Raw genomic sequence first — 19522 nt, 5'->3', positions numbered from 1 at the left:
TGTTAATTTGGGACCAGCAGCCGAGAGGCCTACGATAAGGCTCATCCAATTCGGCTTCATCGGCTAAGCCGGCCAGCTAGTAGGCTATTATGCGGAAGTCTTTGCTCCCGCTCGTCAGCAGTGTGTGGTAAATTCTTCAGCAGTGTGTGGTAAATTCTTCTGCCGGTTGAAGCCTCTGGCAAGCAGCGCCAACTCTGTCGCGCTATCGATCATGAAGCATCCGGGAAATATTTCAGTTCCAATTAAAATGACCAAGGAGACGCGAACGCGGCGTTGTTGCCGCCAGGGGTGGTTGTAACTGAAGCGGTGGCGACGAAATCACCCGGATGGCTTAAGCACAGCGGTGCCCTACTGGGTTTAAAGTGCACGCACTCTTTCCGTCAGACTTGAGTTCCCGGCTCCCTGCTGAAGACAGCATAGTTGGCAACGCGCGCAGCGGCCGGCTAGATCAACCGAGCCGGTGCTCGTCGTCGATCAGCTCGAGCCTGGATGGGGCAGCGTCACCCCATCGCCACAGAACGAGATTCAAGTCGCCGATTGCGGCGCCCTTGGCGAAGCTCGGCACGAGCAGGCCATTATAGCCTTGCGCGACCAGCTCACGGGCAAATCGCTGCGTATGCGCCTCGCCATGGTCTCTCATCTGATCGCGCCATGTCGGGTCGGCGACGGCCGCAGCATCGAGACCCATTGCTGCAAGAGCGGTACCGTCACCCGCATCGAAGACGGCCTCGATCTCGGCACTGTAAGCGACCAGCGTCGTCGGCTGCAGATCGCCCACCTGGTTGGCTTCGCGCAAAGCCGTCAGGACCGAGGTGGACGCATAGAGCGCCGGCATGCCTTTCGGGTTGAAACGCCCTCCATAGAGCTCGGCACCGCGTCCCGACATAGGCTCGCGGGCATACACCGGATTGAGGGCGCGGTAGAGCCGGCCCGAATAGGTGATGGCGGCGATGGTCAGGCGTAAATCCCCGCATCGACCGCGTCGATGAAGTCGAGGATCTCATCGGCTCGACCCTCCCGCACGAGCTGCATGGCCGTCTGCCCCGAAAATCCCGGCAGCGGCTCGGACCGATACCAGGCATAGGCCATGAGCGCGGAGCCAAATCGCGGCTCGACCTTGTTCACGATTTCCACCATCTCGCGCAGGCGGCGCTGCGTCTTGGCTGAGCGCACTCGCTCCCGGCGCTGGACCGCGTCTTTCCCCAGACCAGCCGTACGCGCGATCTCCTCGCTCGTGGTGCGGAAAGCGTCCGCCATCTTCTTCGGTGCGAACAAACCGTTATCCGCATATCGTGCCAGGCCCATCGCAGCACCTCCGTGCACTGGCCAAAAACTATGACGCAATATAGCGTCAGTAACGCCGGCATTACAAGACCTGCCCGGCTTCTCCCCGCAACGATGGCTGTTCCAGCGATCAGACCTCAACGACTCCACGGCGGAACGCGCAGGGTGTGCGGCAAGATCGGCCGCTCCGATGATGGCAGCCCCGACCATATCTAGACGCAAGCGGGAGCAGCAGAGCACCCAATGGTGACATTTGGAATCCATCCATTCAGCGATCCGCCAGCGGAACGCGCATGGTTCTTCCTCGTTTTGGCTCTGAGGGAACCATAAAACGGAGACAGAACGATGAGAAGGCTTTTGTTACCTGTTGTGACAGGCGCGCTTGTCGCCTTGTCGGGCGCAGCTTTTGCCGACACTCCCATATCGGCCGCTACAAACCTCAATGTTCGCGCTGGTCCAGGCTCGCAGTATCCGGTCATCGGCGTGCTGCGGGCGGGGCAGACGGCCACACTGAACGGCTGCCTGCAAAACTCGAAATGGTGCACCATCGCCGAGGCCGGTGGTCAAGGCTGGGTTTATTCCGACTACGTCACCGCAGAATTTGGCGGCAATCGGGTCGTCTTGACCGAGCGACCGGCCGATTCCGGCATCGCGGTCGTGAAACTTCCTCGCGATCAGGCTCATGCCGGAGCGGTCGCCGGCGGCGCCACCGGAGCGATCGCCGGCGCTATCATCGGAGGACCGGTGGGCGCTGCTGTGGGCGGCGCAGCGGGTGTCGTCGGCGGCGGTGCAGCCGGTACCGTGATCAATCCGCCCGAGCAGGTGCGCACTTACATCAGCGTGCATCGGGTCAAGCCTGTTTACCTTCAAGGAAAGGTTGTAACCGGCGCGACCCTGCCTGAGACGGTGGCTCTACAGAAGGTCCCGAACTACCGGTACCGATATGTCTATGTGAACAACCGACCAGTGCTGGTTGAGCCGTCGACGCGCCGCATCGTCTATGTGGAACGCTGAAAGTGCCAATCGGCAGTGAATACTGACCGCCGGGCGAGTTGCACGGCAAGGGCCGGAGAAGGCGATAGGACTTACGATTCGAAGGCGGGCGCATTCACGCCTGTGATCCTAGCGCGCCTAGTTGAGGTTCATTCCTTGCAGAGGACAGCGGCAGCCATCTGGTTGAACTTCAGATTTGAAACTTCCGTCACAAGTTTCATGAAGGCCCCGATTGGACGAAGTTCTTGACGTGCCTTCAGGCACGTTGCGAAAGACTCAGTGAATGGCTTGTGATCTGCGATCGACAATGGCGTCAACCGGTCGTCGAGCTGGAACTCGGTCTTTGACACAATACCGGCACCCAAGCCTGCCGCAACCGCTTCCCGAACACCATCGCGCGGGATCTCCATGACCACGTTTGGTCGGATCCGATGCAATTCCAGCATCTCCTCCAACGCCCGACGCGTCATCGAACCGGGTTCGCGAAAAATCATCCGCTGCCCGTCGAGTTCCTCAAGATCGATCTGCTGCCGGCCTGCCCACGGATGGTTGCGGTGGACGAAGATGATGACCTCATGGCGGCCGAGTTGAATGAGATCGAGACGCGGATCGTCATAGTCCCGGCCGATGATGGCGACGTCCACCTCGTAATTTATGAGCTTGTTATAGACGACGTCGGAATTGCCGCTTTCGAGCGAGACCTGCACCAAGGGATATTGAGCATGAAACGCGGAGAGAAGTTCCATGACGAAGAACGGACCCACTGTGCCGACGCGCAACTTGCCCGAAATCTGATTGCCCTCGGCGCGCAGTATGCCGACCGCCTGCTCCTCCAGCGAGAAGATCTGGCGCGCCACGGTCAGAAGCGCTTCTCCCGCGTCCGTCAGTTTCAAGCCGCGCGGCGATCGTAAGAAGAGCTGAACATCATACGTCTCTTCAAGCGCTTTGACCTGGGTGGTCACGGTCGGCTGGCCGATGCAGAGCAGATCGGCTGCCTTTGTAAAGCTAAGCTCGCGACCCACCGCGTAGAAGGAACGCAGCTGGCTGAAATTGACGAAATGAAGCTTGTTAGTGCCGCCCACGACCTGTCTCCCTGCGAAAGGCTTCAGCCATCCGCACGATTTGTTCAGCGATTTCCGAGCGTTCCTCCAACAGATCGCACAATATCGTATAGTGGTTTTTTCCGTGCATCGGAACCAGTTCGGCGTGCTGGCCCGAGCCGCTCCAATAGGAAGAGAACCGCCGGGACTGCTCGCGGAACTCCTGGGTCTCGTCTGTGCCGACGACGGCCGCGAGTCGACAACGCGGCACTGGCCAACGGATCGGGCTGATCCTTGCTGCCCGCTCGCGATCGAGCCCAAGCGCCGCATTGAGTGATGTCTCTGTCAGCGGTTCGACATCGAAGATACCGCTGATCGGGACGCAGCCCGCCAGCGGCGCGCCTGCCGTGAGGCTTCTCATAGCAAGTGTGGCAGCAAGATGACCGCCGGCGGAATGGCCGCTCGCGATCCAGAAAGCCGGGGGCGTTGCAAGGTTTCGCAAAATCGCCGGCACGCAGGCCCCGATGCGCGCAACGATCGCGTCGATACGGGTCTCAGGCGCCAGCGGATAGTTTGGCAGCGCCACGGAGAAGCCGCGGCGAACGAGCGCCGAGCCGACGAAGGAATAACGGTCCTTGTCGAGGCTCTGCCAGTAGCCGCCATGTACGAAAACCACAAGCGGCGCGTCTGCGCCGGCCGCAAACAGGTCGAACACTTCACGCGGATGCGCGCCATAGGCGACGTTGCGCCGGCATGTCTGTGAACTGCGGGCAGCGGCGCTCGTCTCATCGAAACGTCTATAGACGTCCGTTCTTTCAGGATGACGGTCACGGAAGACGTAGCCATATTCCTTGCTGGAATTCGCGCCGATCATTCGAAGAGAACGACACTGCGCACCGACGTTCCCGCTCGCATCAGCTCGAAGCCGCGATTGAGATCATCGAGGACCAGCCTGTGTGTGATCTGCCCATCGAGATCGAGCCGGCCGGCCATGTAGTGGTCAATCAGCATGCCCAGCCCACTGCGCCCTTTGACGCCGCCGAAATAGCTGCCGCGGATCGAGCGGCCGTAGCGGACGCCTACCGGCGGGAACCCCATTTCGGCGCCGGGTGGCTCGACACCGAGCAGCACTGCGGTGCCCCAGGCCGGCTGGCAGCAGTCGAAGGCCTGCCGCATGACCGGCACAATGCCGGTACATTCGAAGGCAACGTCGACGCCGCCGTCGGTAAGAGCGCGAATCGCCGGCACGACCTTGCCGCGCTCGCGTGACGCGTGGACAAAATCGGTCATGCCGTAGGAGCGGGCGAGTTCGGACTTGCTGTCCGTCAGGTCGATGCCAATGATCCTTGCGGCGCCGGCAAGCCGCGCTCCTTGCACGACATTGATGCCAATGCCGCCCAGCCCGAAGACGGCAACGGTGTCGCCCTCGCGGACCTCGGCCAGCGCCGCGCCGACGCCCGTCGTGACGCCGCATCCGAACAGGCAGACCTTGTCCAGCGGCGCATCCTTGCGGATCTTCGCCAGCGCAATTTCAGGGACGACCGTATAGCGGGAAAGGGTCGAGGTGCCCATGAAATGGTGCACCGGCTGTAATCCGATCGAGAAGCGCGACGTGCCATCCGGCATGACGCCCTTGTCGCGGGTCGGCTTGATGGTCCAGCAAAGATTGGTCCGCCCGCTCCTGCACATGCGACAATGCCGGCATTCGGGACCATAGAGCGGAATGACGTGATCGCCCGGCTCGAGATCGTAGACTCCCTCGCCCACCTCGACCACTCGTCCTGCGCCCTCATGCCCGGGAATGAGAGGATAGACGCTGGTCGCATTGACGCCGTCGAGCGCGGTGAGGTCCGTATGACAAAGGCCCGAGGCGACGATCTCGACGAGCGCTTCGCCGTGACCGGGCGGCGCGACCTGCACTTCTTCTATCGCTAGCGGCTTGTGGATCTCGAAGCAGATCGCGGCGCGTGAACGGATCATGACGCCTGCCTGCCGAGTTCATCGCCGAAGCGGGTGAAGCCCTTGCGAATGAGTTCGGCGTCGTCCGGCCTTGCGCCTGCCTTGATCATCTCGCGCACGATGCGGATGTCGCGGCCGCAGCCGACGCCGATTGCACCGATCAGCCGGCCACCAGTCGTGAAATAGGCGAGATAGGCACGGTCGCCCGGCTTGCCGCGTTCATACGCCGGTTCTCCGATGCTTGGCACCCCTGCCACTTGTATGTTGAGGTCGTATTGATCCGTCCAGAACCAGGGCACCTCGCTGTAAGGGGATGGATTACCGCACAGATAGGACGCAACGACGGCCGCCTGGTCTTCAGCATTCTTCCACGACTCCAACCGCCAGCGCTGGCCGAAGACGCGATTCTCATGCGCTGCGACATCGCCGGCGGCGAAGACATCGGGATCACTGGTCTGCCCGAACTCATTGACGACGATGCCGTTGTCGACATGCAGGCCGGCTTCTCCGGCAATCCGGTCGTTCGGTGTGCCGCCGATGCCCACCACGACAAGGTCGGCCTCCAGCATCGATCCGTCATCGAGATGGAGGCGTCCGGCGGCGCTCAGAGCCTTGGACAAGACGACTTGCCGACCACAGAGAATGCGTACGCCTGCCCGTTCATGGAGATCGGCGAGCCATTGTGAAAGATAAGGCGGAAGCAGACGGCTCAATGGGCGGTCGGCGGCTTCCAGAACCGTCACCGCCGCACCGACTTTGACCGCGCTTGCGGCGACCTCCAGGCCGATCAGCCCCGCACCGACAAGCACCAACCGCGTGCCAGCCACTATACGGCCGCGTAGCGCGAGCGCATCCGAGAACGAGCGAAGATAGAAGATGCGTGCCGCGACAGGTTCAAGCGATCGGATCCGGCGGGGGGACAATCCCGTCGCCAAAACCAGTTTTCGGTAGGAGAGGCTGGCGTCGTTAGAGAGAGCCACGATCTTCTCTCGCCGGTCGATGCCGACCGCCTCGACACCCAGATGGAACCGGACGCCGATTTCGTTCCACCGTGCCGGCGATAGCAGATAAGCATTTGCCGGGACGCCCGACGATGTCAGCACGCCTTTGGACAAAGGCGGCCGCTCGTAAGGCAGCTCCGTTTCGGCGCCGGCCACATCGATCGGCCCGGTAAAGCCGCCGTGCCGCAATCTTTCCGCGACGCGACCGCCGGCGTGTCCTGCGCCGACGATCACAACCCCGGCCGTCCTCCCTGGACCCGCCACTGCCGTTCAGGCCCCCTGCCCGGCAGGCGTGGCGCCGGCGCGGCCATTGCGCAGCACCTCGCGGATGATCTCGCGATGCACATGGAAGTAACTCTTGCTGACGCATTGAAGATGCGGCGAGACCTCGTCATGAAGCCGGCCCAGCGCATGAAACGGCACCGAGGAAGCAAGGTGGTGCTCCGCATGGAACGGCATGTTCCAGTATAGCATCCTGAGCAACGGATTCGCGAGCGTGGTCCGGGTATTGGCAAGCAGGTTCGGACTTTCCTCGGCGCCGGTGTGCTCGGCCATACGGATGGCGCGCAGCACGGGCTCGCCCATCACCCGGGGCAGCAGCCAGTAGACCAGCGCGATCGTGCTGCCGAAATAGATCGAGACGGCGGCGACGGCGACATAGAAGAGGACGAGCAGCCGGATTTCCAGCATCACCTGCTTCCAGACCGATTCCGGCAGGAACTCACGCTCTTCCTCGGTGAAGCACCCGGTCGTTCCGCGCCAGAGCGTACCGACCAGCTTCGGCCAGAAGGAGAGGCCGATTATCTGGCCGAAATAGTCGCGAAGCGATGTAGGGAACGGCACGATGTCTGGATCATGGTCCTCGTGCTGGGTGAAGGTATGGTGCGCGGCATGCCGGTATTTGAAGTAGAGAAACGGACGAAAGGTGAAGGCAGCGACCGCAAAACCAACGGCGTGGTTGATCCATCGCGAATGGAAAGCAGTGCCGTGCGAGCATTCGTGCAATGGCGCGAACAGCAGCACGACGACGATGCCGTAAGCGAGCATTGAAGGTATCAGCAGCCACGGTGTTCCACCCGAGAGATAGACGGCGAGCACGCCGAGAGCCAGGGCCGTAAGATGGGCCGCCAATCTGGTCAGCCCAGGTCCGTTGGACCGCGTGCGGAGCGTCTTCAGCTTGTCGCGTGAAATGATCTCCGGTCCCGTCAGCGGCCATATCTTGCTGCCGATGCCACCGATCCCAGCATAGCTCGCGGAATTATCGCCTTGCATGCCGATCCTCCTTCAGATTGCGCATTGTCGCGACAGGTCTAACGGGTCGCCACATTGAAGAAAAATTGATTGTTCCCATGGCGTTATCGCTTCGGCGTCAGGCCACGAAGCAATGCGCGATTGCTTCCGCAGAGAAGTCCTTGCGGTGAAAATGTCCCGTCACCCGGCCGCGGCTCATGACGAGGATGCGGTCGCAGGCATCCATCATCTCCTGCAGTTCCGTGGTCAGCAGCAGGATTGCCTTGCCTTGTTCTGCCAGGTCCTGGATGGTGCGCCATATCTCGAACTTGGCGCCCACATCGACGCCACGGGTCGGGTCCTCGGCGATCACGATGTCGCCGCCGCGTGCGATCCATTTGCCGATGACGATCTTCTGCTGGTTCCCGCCGGACAGTTGTGACGCCAGCTGCGACAGGCCATTGGTCTTGATTGCCAATGTGCGCACCAGGCTGTTGGCCGTCGCGTTTCTTTGCCGGCGCTTCATGAAGCCGAGGCAACCGAGGCGGCGCAGGATCGTCATTGCGATGTTGTCGCCGACGCTCATCGGCAGGATGAGGCCCTCACGTTTGCGATCGGCGGGCATGAAACCGATGCCGAAGGCGATGGCGTCACGCGGAGAGCGCAGTTGCACCTTGCGTCCCTGAACGCGGATCTCGCCGCGATCGATAGATTGGTCGCCGAAGATCGCGCGCACGACTGCCTCGCGCTGGCAGCCGAGCAATCCGGCGATGCCGACGATCTCGCCCGTCCGCACCTGCAGGGAAATATCGTCGAAGACCCCGGCCTTGCCGATCGCCTTCGCCTCCAGCGCTACTTCGCCGCAGCGCCTCTCCTTGTAGGCGGACTGGCCCGGCTTGTGTTCACGCCCAACCATTAACGCGACGAGAGCAGCCTCGTTCAAGCCGGCCATGTCCCGGGTCGCAACGACATTGCCGTCGCGGAGCACGGTGACGCGATCCGAAATCTGCATCACCTCGCTCAACCGATGCGAGACGTAGACGATGCCGAGACCGTTGGCCTTCAGCTTGCGAATGACGGCAAGCAGATGCACGACTTGATCATCGTTCAGCGAGGCTGTCGGCTCGTCGAAGACGAGGACACGCGGACGGCACGCCAAGGCGCGGCATATCTCGACGATCTGCTGCTCGTTGAGGCTGAGTTCGCCGACCGCCCGCGAAGGATCAAGGTTGACATGGATCTGATCGAGCAAGTCCTTCGCCATGCGGTTGAGCATCGCGCGCGTCTTGCCGAGACGTCCGGCCGGTTCACGACCGAGAAAGATGTTCTCGGCAACGCTCAGGTTCGGGCACAGTACCAGTTCCTGGTGGACCAGCGCCAGCCGGTTGGCGAGAGCCACCGTGGGATCGTTCAGAACCACAGGCTGTCCGTCGATCCTGATTTCGCCGCTGTCGGGCGCGACGAGCCCGTTCATGACCGACAGCAGCGTCGACTTGCCGGCACCGTTCTCGCCGACCACGGCATGTACCTCACCGGCCTTCAGATCGAAGGTCACGTCGGAGAGCGCAATGACGCCGGGATATGTCTTGCGGATCGATTTGACCTCGAGCAGCGGGGCGCTCATTGCGATCACGCCGAATGATATTTGTTGAGGAGCGCACGATGGCGATCCATGTCGCCGCGCAGGTTCTGATAGACCGACGACCAGACTTCGAAGAAGTCCTGATAGCGCTCATGCAGTTTCGGATCGGGGTCGATCGTCTCCTTGATGCGAACGATGCTCGCAAGAGGCTCGGTCGGCGATTTGTAGATTCCGGCGGCGACGCCGGCCAGAATGGCATCGCCGATCGGGGCAGCTTCGCCTATGTCGGGCGTCTTCAACGGCAGATTCACCACGCTGGCGGTGATTTGGTTCCAGAACCTGCTTTTGGTCGGGCCACCGTTCAGGATCAAACCGTCGACCTTGACGCCGGCCGCGTTGGCGACGCGGACGTTGGAGTAAAGGTCGAAGGCGACCCCTTCGATCAGTGCTCGAATGAAATGCGCCCGTGTCGTCGTTGGGCGTAGGCCAAAGAAGTTGCCGCAAGCATTGCTGTTCCAGTTGGGCGACAGCGTGTTGCCGAGATATGGCAGGTAAAGCAGGCCGTCGGAACATGCCGGCACGCGTTTCGCCTGCTCGGTGAAAAGGTCGAACACATTGTGGCCCATGCGCTCGGCCAGGCGGAATTCGCCGTCGCCGAACTGGTCGCGGAACCATTTCAACGACGCGCCGGTAAAGGCCATCGGGCCATCGAACATGGTCAGGCCGGGCAGCACGTGCGGCCATTTCAGGATGCGGTATTCCTCGACGCTCTGCTCGGTCGGGATCATGATGCCGAGGTTGGAACCGGTGCCCATGGAGTAGTAGGCCTCACCGGCTTTGGTGACGCCGACGCCAAGGGCTGCCGAACTGATGTCGGTGCCGCCTGCCGCGACTATGGTGCCGGGACGCAGCCCCGTCTCCTCGGCCGCCTGCCTGGTCACCTCGCCCACCACTTCATGGGATTGGTAGAGCCGCGGCAGCTTCTCCAGCGGAATGCCGATCGCCCTGGCGACAGACTCGTTCCAGCGCTGCTCACGATATTCGTAGGCGTAAGCGAGCCCGGCGTCGCCAGTGTTCATCGTGAAGTTGCCGCACATCCGGTAGGTGCAATAGCCGGAAGGCGACAGGAACTTGTGCGTGGCGTTGAAGATGTGCGGCTCGTGCTTCTTGATCCACAGCGCCTTGGGGTCGATGAACCAGGGCGCGATACGGTTGCCGTTGTTCTTGTTGATGATCGCCTCGCCGACGCTGCGGCGGATGTCGTCGCACTCTTCCTCAGAGCGGGAGTCCATCCAGATCATGGCTTGACGCAACGGCCTGCCCTGATCGCTGACGGGCAGCGTTACGCCGACAAGGCCCGAAAGCGCCACGGCCGCGATGTCGTCGGCGAAGCGGCCCTGCTCCAGACATTGCCTCACGGATGAGACCACGGCGCCCCAGTAATTCGACGCATCCTGTTCGGCCCAGCCGGGAAACGGGTGAAACAGCGGATGCTCCTGCGAGCCGGACGCCACCACCTTGCCGGTATTGGTGTCCAGAACCGCGGCCTTCACATTGGTCGTGCCGATATCGATGCCGAGCGTGAGGTGTCCACCCATGAAATCGCTCCTCCCTAAGTCGTTATGCTTGTGTTTTCTTGCGGCTCATCTGCGATAAGCCGACCGATATGATGAGAACAACGCCGATGGCGAGGTTCTGATACCAGGTCCCGACGCCCCAGATGGCAAGCAGGTTGAGACCGGCGGCAAACGCAACGCTGCCCAGCAGCGTACGCCAAGGCGATCCGACGCCTCCAGCCAGCGCCGTGCCGCCGATGACGGCGATGGCGATGGCGGTCAATTCATAACCAGCGGCGAGCGGCGCATCGACCGACTTCAGTCGCGCGGTAAAGATGATGCCGGCAATGGCGGCGCACAATCCGCTGATGGCATAGGCCAGCACCACGTAGCGCTGCGTCTTGATGCCGGCATAGAGCGCGGCTTTTTCGTTGCCGCCAATGGCGTAGAAGCGGCCGCCCCGCATGGTGCCGTGTATGAAACCCATGAGGGCAAGTAGAACGAGAAGGAAGATAACGAAACTGATCGGGATGCCGACCATCTTGCTGTCGCCGATCCAGCTGTAGAACGGCGCTTTGAGATAGTAAGGATGGCCGTTGGTGAGCACGTAGTTGAAGCCGCGCAGCGCCGTCAGCGACACCAGCGTCATGATGAAGGACGCCACCTTGAAATACGCTACGCCAATGCCATTGAGCGCGCCGACCGCGATGCCCGTCGCCAGCGCGATCAAAATGACCGGGACGATCGGGCCGGCATAGGTGTTGCCACGCACCAGCCAACGGCTTCCCAGCATTGGGCCGATCTCGGTCATCACGACCACGCCGACAATGACCGAAAAGATCATCAGCGCCGCGACCGATAGATCGATGCGGCCGGTAAGCAGCACCACGGTCATGCCGAGCGACAACAGGCCGATGACGGCGATGCTGCGCATGAGATTCTCGATGTTGAGCGCGGTGAAGTAATACTCCGACGTCAGTGTACCGACCGCGAAGATCAGCAGGATCAGCCAGATGATGGGATCACGCAGCAACCCCTGCAGGAAGGGCGCGACGCGCGGGGTGGAGAATTCCAGGACAGTCATTTCGCAATCCCCCGCTGCCACATGCCGGGCATCACGACGGCAAGGATGACTGCCGCGGTCACCACCTGCTGCAGATAGATGCTGACGCCGAGCTGATTGAGAAGGTTGTTGACGATACCGATGATCAGGGCAGCCACAACCGTACCGGTTATCGAGCCCGAGCCCCCGGACAGCGACGCGCCTCCCAGCACGGTGACCGCCAGAACGGAAAGCTCCATGCCTTCGAAGCCCGCAGGATTGATGTAAGACAGCCTGGCGCTTTCAAGCATGCCGGCAAGCGCCGCGCAGGCGCCGGAAATCGCGAACACGACGGCGCGGACGCCGACGACATTGATGCCGGACAGAGCGGCCGCCTTGACATTGCCGCCGGTCGCGTAGAGCGCACGTCCGAAGATCGAGTACTTCGTAAGCGCGATTGCGGCTGCGCCCAGCACGACGAGCAGCACGACCGGCAGCGGAATGCCTACGAGGTCGCCGCGGCCGAGCCAGAGGTAGGCGGCGATCGGTTCGGGATAAAGCGCCTGGCCACCCGAGAAGATGTTGGCTAGCGCGCGGCTTATGCCGAGCATGCCGAGCGTGGTTATCAGCGAGGGAATGCCCAACGCGGCGACAAGAATGCCGTTGATCAGGCCGATGGCAAGGCCTGTGAGCAAGGTGGTGCCGATGACGAGCGCCGCAGAGCCTGTCGGGATCATCAGCCCGCCGGCGATGCAGGATAGGATCGCGATCCCGGCGATCGACAAGTCGATCTCACCGGTGATCACCACCAGTGTCATGCCGTAGGCCATGATGCCGATCGCGGCCACGGCGAGAAGTATGACATGGATGTTGGCGAGCGACAGAAAGGAAGGTGTGATCGCCTGCCCGGCAATAAGCAGGGCGATCAACACCGCGACGCGGCTCGTTTCGCTAACGCTCAGGTGCCGCCAAGCGTCGGGAGGCCGCGCCTGTGAGGCGACCTTGGTTTCGAGAGTGCTCATGGTCATGACGTGCTCGCCTACCTTTTCGGTCAACGCCTGCCGGTCCTCGCGCGAGAGAAGCCGACGGGCGCGTGGAAGGAGTTGGCGATCAGCCCGCGACTTCCGGACCGTAGGCGTAGGGCCACTCGTCCGGCGTCAGCGTCTCGATGCCCTCGATGTTCATCTTCTCCTTGGTGATCATCGGCAGGTTAGGCGTCATGATGAGCTTCGGCGGCGCTTCGTTGAGGCCTGCCTTGGCGCCGATATGCATGACAACGGCGCGGATGCCGATGTCGCCGATCAGCGGCGTGTAGGGCGACACCATTTCGATATTGCCGGACCTGATTTCCTTCAGCACCTCACGGGCGTCGTCATTGGCGAGGATCATGATCTTCTTCCCGCCCGGAGCGCTGTTCAGCCGGTTCGCCTCACGGATCGCGTCAAGTGCGCCCATGGCTTCCTCGCCGCCAGTGTTGAACGACACCGAGATGTCGTGGAAGGCTTGCAGCGCATCCGCCGTCGACTTGAAGGCCAGCGTGCGCTGGCTGTTGGTGTGATAGTTGGCGAGCACCTTGTAACCGGGCGTGTTACCGATCGCCTCCAGGAAGGCGCCGGTGCGGATCGAGTCGGCCGTGCTGCCGAGATCCTTGCGATTGAAGATGATGTTGCCCTCGGGCGCAGCATGCTTGAGATAGAGACCTTGCTGCAGACCGTTGGCATAGAAGTTGCCAAGTACCTCCGAGCTGATCTGCTCGGACGAAGTGCGGCGATCGAGGCTCACCACCGGGATACCGGCCGCGATGGCGCGATCGACCGGTGGCCCCATCGGCGCCTCGCGGTTAGGCCAAAGCACGATGCCGTCATACTGCTTGGCGATCCAGGTATCGATAACCTGGCCCATCTTGTTGTCGTCGAACTCGGCGTCGATCACCTCGAGCTCGATGTTGGGATGGCGTGCGGCCTCCCAGGCGGCGGTGTCGGCGAGGCTGATCAGCCAGGGGTGGTTGAAGCCGTGAAAGACCAGCCCTATGCGGTACTTCTTGCTGCGATCGAGCACCGGACCTTCGGTCAGCGGCAGATAGTCGGTGAACGGCGACTTGATCTGGAGCTTGCTGTAAGGACCGACGAAACTCGCCCCCATGCCGGGTTTCCACACGAACCCGCCGGCGAGATCGCCGACAGGATAGACGTCGAGGTAATCGCGAAAGCCGTCCTTTTCGAACAGCGCACTCACGTCCCCGTTCGACATTCCGGCCCTCGCCTCGTCGGAGTATTTCTTGATGAGCGCGTTGATGACGGAATGAACCGACTCCTCAGCCGCCGCTGGAGCAATCGCCAGCGGGGCAGCAGCAAGCACAGTCAGTGTCGCGGCCGTCTTCAAGAGATGACGGCGAGATAATTTGAGCATTAAGATTTCCTCCCATATTTTGGTTTCAGCCCGGGATATGTCCCGAAGACGTCGGTGCTACTTTCCTCCTTCCACCAGGATGTGGACGTAGCCATCCGCCACCTTGGTTTCGTAAGTCTTCAGCCGCTCGGTGACCGGTGGCGAAAGCGGCATACCGGTCGGGATGTGGAACAGTCCTTGATGCAGCGGGCATTCAATCGTCTGGCCATCGATATAGCCTTCGGAAAGAAATGCATGTGCGTGGGTGCAGACGCCGGCTGTCGCGTAGAATCTGCCGCCGAGATTGAAGATTGCGATACATGCCCCGGCGTGCTCTGTGCGTATCGCGTCGCCGACCGGCAGACTGTCAACGCGGATCGCCTGTATCCATTGCATGTCCTTTGTGGTCGTTTCCGCCGCCATTCATTTCCTCGCAGTCGTCATTCTGTTTCGTTTATTTTCGTTGTCTTTCCATACGCGGCCAATTCATTATGGGAATGCCGGTATTGATGACTTCGATAAAAGCTTGCCGAGAGGACTCGCTCGCACAGCGAGGGCGGGAGGAGGAGCAACGTCATTTCGGTACTGTCCCCGGCTGATTGTCCGGAATCGGACACAGGCTTGAAGGCCGCCGAATATTGTCCGTAAATCGCGTGGGTTTGGGTTCAGGGAGGCATTCTTGATGACCAACGCATTTCACGCCATCACAGTTGAAGAAGCGGCCGAGGCCTATGTTCGTTCCAGAGCGAAGGGCCGGTTCCTCTCCGTCGCGCAGGCAATCCGCGCCATCCGAATATTGATGCCAGCCTGCCGGGGGCGTCCGACCGCGAGTTGGAGGAAATGCTGGCGGCGGTATGCGTCGTTCACAATGTTCCAGTCGCTTTCGACATTGCAACGGCCGACACCGCGGAAACGCGGCTGTACTCATAGGCCCGGAGTGCCCGCGCTCGTCCCCACGCCTACTTCATCGGATGTTCGCCAAGCGATTGTCCGCTACCTGATCGACAACGTCGACAATCCGAGCGTTGCGATATCCGGGGTCATCCGCGCCGTCAGAGAAACGTCTCCACTTTGTCAGCTAACGGATTGGGAACTTCGGGATCAAATAGCGAGAAGGGCGATCGACGCGGGATTCGTCGTTGAATTCGATGCCCAAGTCCCCTGACTCACTCGGGGCAGTCCCCGCGTGAGCCATCATCGGCCGACGCCACGCGCATAACTCCGAAAATCAAGAAGCACGAGCGTCCAGTCGAAACCGCCTGGCAAATCCAACAAATTGGATCGCAATCACAAAATCTGTGCGTCGAGGAACAGCCTACTGCTTCATCGGACGTAAGCCTAACGATTGTCCGTTATCTGCTTGATAATGTCGCCGATGCAAGCGGTAGCCGAGGTCATTCGCGCCGTCAGAAATGGCTCAATTTGCCTTGCCCCAGTGCGTGCCAAGGCGGCGCACTTACGGCGAGTTCGTCGAAGAAGAGGCGACAGCCGCCTAGCACTGACCGGAAACGATTTTTCGAGGCTCCGCCGCTAGGGCGGCCTTCCTGCTCTTCGCCTGCTCGCCCTCGGCGATGTAGTTCCAGCGGGAGAAAACGGAATATGCCTTGAGGAACGGGATCTCGCGGTCGATTTCCTCGCCCCTGGTGTCCGTCTCCGTCCTGGTGAAGCGGCTGGCGAAGACCACCATAGAGCCGGTCTCGCCCTTGCGAACCCCGCCGCCAAGGTCGAGCGCCTGCTTGAATGTCATCCACATCGGGCTGGAAAAGCCGCGTGCGACGGCCTCCGACCAAAGCAGCAGCACATTCATGCCGTTATAGTGCAGACCATTGGTCCTGAGCGGCCGGGTGACGCTGCCGGAGGCATTGCTCGATTGCCATGGCTGCATCCAAGGACGGATACCCTTCTCCAGCTCGGCGACGATGCGGTCGGTGATCCGCGCATAGACATCGATGCGCTCTGCAGTTTCTTTCCTCGTCATTTTCATAAACCTCCAGTTGGAGGCCGCCCCGATCGCGGCCCCGTCACGGGTCCACTTGGGCGGAGCAGGAAGGCCGCGGAGTCGTGCGTCGCGAAGCCAATTTCTGGATGCTGATGGCAGCCAAAGCCAAATACGCCACCGCCATATAGGCGCGTCAAACTCTCCTATGACTGACCGCCGCCATGTCGCTCAGCGGAACATCGAGCCGCCATCAACGTCGAGCGCCGCGCCGTAGACGAAGCTCGCGGCGTCGGAGCACAGGAACAGGATCGCGGCAGCCATATCCTCGGGCCGGCCCATGCGGCGTATCGGCAGGTTGGCCGCGATGCGGTCCTTGAGGGCCGGGTCGATATGGGAATGCATCGGCGAATCGGTCGGCCCCGGATTGAGGGCGTTGATGCGCACCTTCTTTCCCGCCAGTTCGCGCGCAACCGACTTCACCAGCGACAGCGTGCCGGCCTTCGAGGCCGCATAGGCCGTGTCGGCGATGAGGCCGCCGCCGCCATGCACGCCGGCGTCGGAGGCCACGCAGACGATGTTTCCTCCGCCGGCGTTGGTCTGTATGCGCTGCACCGCGCCCTGGACGGTGAAGAAGGTGCCCAGCAGATTGACGCCGAGCACGCGCTGCCAATGCGCCCAATCCTGCTCCGGGATTCTCTTGGCGGTGATGATCGCCGCGCAGGTGACCACATTGTCGAGCCGCGCCAGCCTGGCGTCGCAATAATCGAACATGCGCCCGATGCTGTCGGGGTCACCCATGTCGGCCACTACTTTGTGCGGTGTCCCGACCATTCCGGCCAGGTCGTCATGGCGCTTGGCGAGCCCATCGGCGTCGCGGTCGCACATCACGACCTCGGCTCCCTTGGAGAGGAATGCACGGGTGGTCTCGAAACCCATGCCGCTCGCGGCACCGGTCACCAGCACGGTCTTGCCGGCAAAACTGTCCGGGGCGAATGTCGCGTATGGATCGGTCATGATGTCTCCGTGGAACCAGAAGGGTTGGTCGGCGACGGCAAGGCTGGTGATCAGGCCTTCAGGTGCAGCGTTACGAGCACTCTGCACTCCGCGCCGCTGTCGAACCGCGCCGCGATACGCAGCCAGTTGCCGAAATGGCTAAGCCGCGCCATTGCCACACCGTCGCGCTCGGCCGGCATGGCAATTTCGGTGCCTTCGCGCAGCCAGTGCATTCCATCCGGCGAGATCTCGACCCACGCCGTTGCCGTGGGGCCGACAGGCTGTTTCAGCGCGCGCACGAAGAAGATCGCCTCGCGCGCCCATCCCGCCTCGCAAGGCTCGCTGGCCGCCTCGCCGCGCCAGCGCTCGTTGCGCGAGACGACCGCGGTGATGTTCTCGGGCAGCATCAGAAGTCTCCGGAAATGCAGATGGAATCGACGTAGAGGAAGGCCCGCTTGGCAACATCGGTTTCGGCGAACAGACCGAAATTGAGCATGCACCACAGGTTCTTCATCGCCGGAATGCGGATCGAATCGAATCCCGAGAGATCGAAGCTGCGATCGTTGCAGCGCAACCCTAGCGCTGTCATCGTCGCCAGATCGAAATCGAAGCACAGATACGTCCAGTTCACCTTGGTGGGAATCTCGTTGTAGCAAAGGCGCTGCGATCCATCGGGGAGATCGATCCAGCCCTCCGGCGACAGATGGTAGTGGCTGATCGTCTTGTTGTCGGTGCCGATCGGGATGATCCTTTCGGTCTCGCGCTTGTACTGCCATTTCTGCAGATGCTGGCCGTCGAGCGCGTTCAGAAAGCGCAGATGCGGCATGACGCGATCGTTGTTGCTGTTGCCGTCCTGGTCTCCCCCTTGCAGGTCGAAGAGGAGGCCGACGGAGCGCACATCGGTTTCCGACAGCTTGAGCGCATTGGCCTCGGGCTTGAAGGTAAAATACATTTCGAAACGGATCGGCCCGCGTTTCCTGAATGTATGGCGTTTGATGACGACGTTGCGGGCCCCTGGCAGCGGGCGTGTCGCGAGCTTCAGCGCATAGGATGAATCCATCCCGCCATGCGAGCCGGCGTCCCAGTGCGCGAGCGTCGACAGCATCGCGCTGGTATGCTGCGCGTAGCCCGGCAGCATCGTGTCCAGATCGTCCTCATAGTTGCCGACAAGCTGTGACCAGCCGCAATGGCCGCGCGCGAAATTGTCGAACGACAGTATCCGCGGCAGCGGGTCGAAGCGGCTGAGCGCGGGATCCGCGCGCAGCAGCGCCAGCCGCATCGCCTCGGTCAGGTCGCCGGCCTGGTTTGGAGCCTGGTTCTTCATCTCGGCCTCATCCGGCTTTTAGTTTCTTGACGGCATTCCAGTCGATTTCGATGCCGAGCCCCGGCCGCTGCGGGACATCGAGCGTGCCGTTCTTCTGCCTGACGCAGCCGGGCGCCAGATCGGCCAAACTCGTCTTGAAAGGGCTGGCGTCGCACTCGCATTCCATGACGCCGAAATTCGGCACCGCTGCCGCCAAGTGGACGCTCGCGGTCTCGCAGACAATGCCCGACATGCCGATATGCGGAGCGTAGCGGACGTCGTGCGCGGCAGCGTAATCCGCCATGCGGCGCGTCTCGGAGATACCGCCCGCGCGCGCCACGTCGGGCTGCAGCACCGACAGTGTCCGGTTGGCGATCAGGCGTTGCGCCTGGTCGAGGGTGAAATTGCTCTCGCCCGCGGCCAGCGGCACGTCGCAGCGCCGGCGCAGTTCCTCATAGCCCTGCTCGTTCTCCGGCCGCAGCGGCTCCTCGAACCAGAAATAGCCGTTTGCCGAAAGCGCACGTCCGACCTCGACGGCCTCGTCCAGATCGTAGGCCCAGTTCGCATCGACGCAGAGCCCGATCGCGTCGCCGGCTCGTTTGCGCACGCGCTCGATCCGTCTGCAGGCCTCGAGCACGGGCCGCGCCATCTTCACCTTGATGCGTGTGAAGCCCTCGCCGACATAGCGATCGAGTTCAGCGTCGGCGGCCTCGTCGTCGACCCAGTTGACGGCGGCGGCGTAGACGTCGATGCGGTCGCGTCCGACACCGCCGAGAAGTTTGGCTACCGGCTGTCCGGTCGCCTTGCCCAGTATATCCCAAAGCGCGATGTCCACGCCGGCGATCGCCTCGATCAGCACGCCCCCTGCCCGGCCCGACAGCGCGCGGCGCATGGATTGCCACAAGGCGCCGATGTTGCGCGCGTCCTGGCCGAGCAGGCGCGGCTTGAGCGAGCTCTCGATCAATTCGACATAGGCTTTGGGCGAAAACCGCGCCAGCGTTTCGCCGACGCCGACGATGCCCTCGGCCGTGCGCACCTCGACCAGCACCAGCGAGACTTTTTCATAGACGCCCCAGGAGGTGACCGTGGGCCTCGGCAGTGTCTGGCTGAGGGGATGGGCAATCACCTCGGCAATCTTCAGCGGTCCCGCCGCGACTGGATCGCTCACGCGCATCGCCTCCAAACGTCCTTCCGGATGGCTTGTAACGTCCA

Annotated in this window: 19 protein-coding genes and 1 pseudogene; 2 read left to right on the top strand and 18 right to left on the bottom strand. The window is 62.0% G+C overall.

The features are described from left to right. Positions 1 to 448: 448 nt before the first annotated feature. Entirely contained in the window at positions 449 to 943 is a 495-nt protein-coding gene (locus FJW05_RS08070; protein ID WP_140630113.1) for an RES family NAD+ phosphorylase, read from the bottom strand. Positions 944 to 954: 11 nt separating this feature from the next. After that, positions 955 to 1305, bottom strand: a complete 351-nt coding sequence (locus FJW05_RS08065; RefSeq protein ID WP_140541390.1) for an antitoxin Xre/MbcA/ParS toxin-binding domain-containing protein — start codon at positions 1303 to 1305, stop codon at positions 955 to 957. Between the two features lie 324 nt (positions 1306 to 1629). On the opposite strand from FJW05_RS08065, the gene FJW05_RS08060 reads away from it, so the two are divergent. Continuing rightward, on the top strand, positions 1630 to 2298 hold the full coding sequence (locus tag FJW05_RS08060; protein ID WP_140541391.1) for a DUF1236 domain-containing protein: 669 nt from the start codon (positions 1630 to 1632) through the stop codon (positions 2296 to 2298). Positions 2299 to 2426: 128 nt separating this feature from the next. Here FJW05_RS08060 and FJW05_RS08055 read toward each other — a convergent pair whose 3' ends face one another. The 11 genes from FJW05_RS08055 to FJW05_RS08005 form a co-directional block, all read right to left on the bottom strand. Further along, positions 2427 to 3359 (bottom strand): LysR substrate-binding domain-containing protein, encoded by a 933-nt coding sequence (locus FJW05_RS08055; RefSeq protein ID WP_181164879.1) that lies wholly within the window; start codon positions 3357 to 3359, stop codon positions 2427 to 2429. Continuing rightward, entirely contained in the window at positions 3346 to 4191 is an 846-nt protein-coding gene (locus FJW05_RS08050; RefSeq protein ID WP_140630108.1) for an alpha/beta hydrolase, read from the bottom strand. The genes FJW05_RS08055 and FJW05_RS08050 overlap by 14 nt, the downstream gene beginning before the upstream one ends. After that, a complete protein-coding gene (locus FJW05_RS08045) occupies positions 4188 to 5294 on the bottom strand; it encodes a zinc-binding dehydrogenase (protein WP_181164893.1) in 1107 nt (368 codons plus the stop codon). The genes FJW05_RS08050 and FJW05_RS08045 overlap by 4 nt, the downstream gene beginning before the upstream one ends. Further along, entirely contained in the window at positions 5294 to 6511 is a 1218-nt protein-coding gene (locus FJW05_RS08040) for an FAD-dependent oxidoreductase (protein ID WP_181164878.1), read from the bottom strand. Before FJW05_RS08040 ends, FJW05_RS08045 begins: the two co-directional genes overlap by 1 nt. Positions 6512 to 6547: 36 nt before the next feature. Next, positions 6548 to 7549 carry a fatty acid desaturase gene (locus FJW05_RS08035; RefSeq protein ID WP_140630103.1) on the bottom strand — a complete coding sequence of 334 codons (1002 nt, stop codon included), beginning with the start codon at positions 7547 to 7549 and terminating at the stop codon, positions 6548 to 6550. Positions 7550 to 7646: 97 nt separating this feature from the next. Then, entirely contained in the window at positions 7647 to 9131 is a 1485-nt protein-coding gene (locus FJW05_RS08030; protein WP_140630101.1) for a sugar ABC transporter ATP-binding protein, read from the bottom strand. Between the two features lie 5 nt (positions 9132 to 9136). Further along, complete coding sequence (locus FJW05_RS08025; protein ID WP_140630099.1) at positions 9137 to 10687, bottom strand: FGGY family carbohydrate kinase; 1551 nt, start codon at positions 10685 to 10687, stop codon at positions 9137 to 9139. 22 nt (positions 10688 to 10709) lie between these two features. After that, positions 10710 to 11729 (bottom strand): ABC transporter permease, encoded by a 1020-nt coding sequence (locus FJW05_RS08020; protein WP_140630097.1) that lies wholly within the window; start codon positions 11727 to 11729, stop codon positions 10710 to 10712. Next, positions 11726 to 12715 (bottom strand): ABC transporter permease, encoded by a 990-nt coding sequence (locus FJW05_RS08015; protein WP_140630094.1) that lies wholly within the window; start codon positions 12713 to 12715, stop codon positions 11726 to 11728. The genes FJW05_RS08020 and FJW05_RS08015 overlap by 4 nt, the downstream gene beginning before the upstream one ends. An 82-nt stretch (positions 12716 to 12797) precedes the next feature. After that, positions 12798 to 14096 carry a sugar ABC transporter substrate-binding protein gene (locus FJW05_RS08010; RefSeq protein WP_140630091.1) on the bottom strand — a complete coding sequence of 433 codons (1299 nt, stop codon included), beginning with the start codon at positions 14094 to 14096 and terminating at the stop codon, positions 12798 to 12800. A 57-nt stretch (positions 14097 to 14153) separates the two neighbouring features. Further along, positions 14154 to 14498 (bottom strand): non-heme iron oxygenase ferredoxin subunit, encoded by a 345-nt coding sequence (locus FJW05_RS08005; RefSeq protein WP_210239089.1) that lies wholly within the window; start codon positions 14496 to 14498, stop codon positions 14154 to 14156. A gap of 259 nt (positions 14499 to 14757) precedes the next feature. On the opposite strand from FJW05_RS08005, the gene FJW05_RS27660 reads away from it, so the two are divergent. Further along, positions 14758 to 15240 carry a hypothetical protein gene (locus tag FJW05_RS27660; RefSeq protein ID WP_246673271.1) on the top strand — a complete coding sequence of 161 codons (483 nt, stop codon included), beginning with the start codon at positions 14758 to 14760 and terminating at the stop codon, positions 15238 to 15240. Positions 15241 to 15660: 420 nt separating this feature from the next. Here FJW05_RS27660 and FJW05_RS07990 read toward each other — a convergent pair. From FJW05_RS07990 to FJW05_RS07970, 5 genes and pseudogenes are all read right to left on the bottom strand, one after another. Next, positions 15661 to 16053: pseudogene (locus FJW05_RS07990) on the bottom strand (ArdC-like ssDNA-binding domain-containing protein); the annotation flags it as partial. 189 nt (positions 16054 to 16242) lie between these two features. Continuing rightward, on the bottom strand, positions 16243 to 17028 hold the full coding sequence (locus FJW05_RS07985; protein WP_140630082.1) for an SDR family oxidoreductase: 786 nt from the start codon (positions 17026 to 17028) through the stop codon (positions 16243 to 16245). Positions 17029 to 17078: 50 nt separating this feature from the next. After that, positions 17079 to 17414: a hypothetical protein gene (locus FJW05_RS07980; RefSeq protein WP_140630080.1), complete on the bottom strand. Its 336-nt coding sequence runs from the start codon at positions 17412 to 17414 to the stop codon at positions 17079 to 17081. Next, a complete protein-coding gene (locus tag FJW05_RS07975; RefSeq protein ID WP_140630947.1) occupies positions 17414 to 18286 on the bottom strand; it encodes a DUF6772 family protein in 873 nt (290 codons plus the stop codon). Before FJW05_RS07975 ends, FJW05_RS07980 begins: the two co-directional genes overlap by 1 nt. A gap of 52 nt (positions 18287 to 18338) precedes the next feature. Further along, on the bottom strand, positions 18339 to 19484 hold the full coding sequence (locus tag FJW05_RS07970; RefSeq protein WP_246673269.1) for a mandelate racemase/muconate lactonizing enzyme family protein: 1146 nt from the start codon (positions 19482 to 19484) through the stop codon (positions 18339 to 18341). Positions 19485 to 19522 lie beyond the last annotated feature (38 nt).

Source organism: Mesorhizobium sp. B2-9-1, assembly GCF_006439455.1.
Taxonomy (GTDB): domain Bacteria; phylum Pseudomonadota; class Alphaproteobacteria; order Rhizobiales; family Rhizobiaceae; genus Mesorhizobium.
The sequence above is the reverse complement of the archived record's forward strand: the minus strand, read 5'-3'. Positions and strand labels throughout refer to the sequence as shown.

What these genes read in the sequence shown, in the direction of transcription:
- FJW05_RS08030 (WP_140630101.1), bottom strand. Translation starts at nt 9,131, where the DNA reads ATGAGCGCCCCGCTGCTCGAGGTCAAATCGATCCGCAAGACATATCCC.
- FJW05_RS08060 (WP_140541391.1), top strand. Translation starts at nt 1,630, where the DNA reads ATGAGAAGGCTTTTGTTACCTGTTGTGACAGGCGCGCTTGTCGCCTTG.
- FJW05_RS08010 (WP_140630091.1), bottom strand. Translation starts at nt 14,096, where the DNA reads ATGCTCAAATTATCTCGCCGTCATCTCTTGAAGACGGCCGCGACACTG.
- FJW05_RS08025 (WP_140630099.1), bottom strand. Translation starts at nt 10,687, where the DNA reads ATGGGTGGACACCTCACGCTCGGCATCGATATCGGCACGACCAATGTG.
- FJW05_RS07970 (WP_246673269.1), bottom strand. Translation starts at nt 19,484, where the DNA reads ATGCGCGTGAGCGATCCAGTCGCGGCGGGACCGCTGAAGATTGCCGAG.
- FJW05_RS27660 (WP_246673271.1), top strand. Translation starts at nt 14,758, where the DNA reads ATGACCAACGCATTTCACGCCATCACAGTTGAAGAAGCGGCCGAGGCC.
- FJW05_RS07980 (WP_140630080.1), bottom strand. Translation starts at nt 17,414, where the DNA reads ATGCTGCCCGAGAACATCACCGCGGTCGTCTCGCGCAACGAGCGCTGG.
- FJW05_RS08065 (WP_140541390.1), bottom strand. Translation starts at nt 1,305, where the DNA reads ATGGGCCTGGCACGATATGCGGATAACGGTTTGTTCGCACCGAAGAAG.
- FJW05_RS08005 (WP_210239089.1), bottom strand. Translation starts at nt 14,498, where the DNA reads ATGGCGGCGGAAACGACCACAAAGGACATGCAATGGATACAGGCGATC.
- FJW05_RS07975 (WP_140630947.1), bottom strand. Translation starts at nt 18,286, where the DNA reads ATGCGGCTGGCGCTGCTGCGCGCGGATCCCGCGCTCAGCCGCTTCGAC.
- FJW05_RS07985 (WP_140630082.1), bottom strand. Translation starts at nt 17,028, where the DNA reads ATGACCGATCCATACGCGACATTCGCCCCGGACAGTTTTGCCGGCAAG.
- FJW05_RS08020 (WP_140630097.1), bottom strand. Translation starts at nt 11,729, where the DNA reads ATGACTGTCCTGGAATTCTCCACCCCGCGCGTCGCGCCCTTCCTGCAG.
- FJW05_RS08050 (WP_140630108.1), bottom strand. Translation starts at nt 4,191, where the DNA reads ATGATCGGCGCGAATTCCAGCAAGGAATATGGCTACGTCTTCCGTGAC.
- FJW05_RS08015 (WP_140630094.1), bottom strand. Translation starts at nt 12,715, where the DNA reads ATGACCATGAGCACTCTCGAAACCAAGGTCGCCTCACAGGCGCGGCCT.
- FJW05_RS08035 (WP_140630103.1), bottom strand. Translation starts at nt 7,549, where the DNA reads ATGCAAGGCGATAATTCCGCGAGCTATGCTGGGATCGGTGGCATCGGC.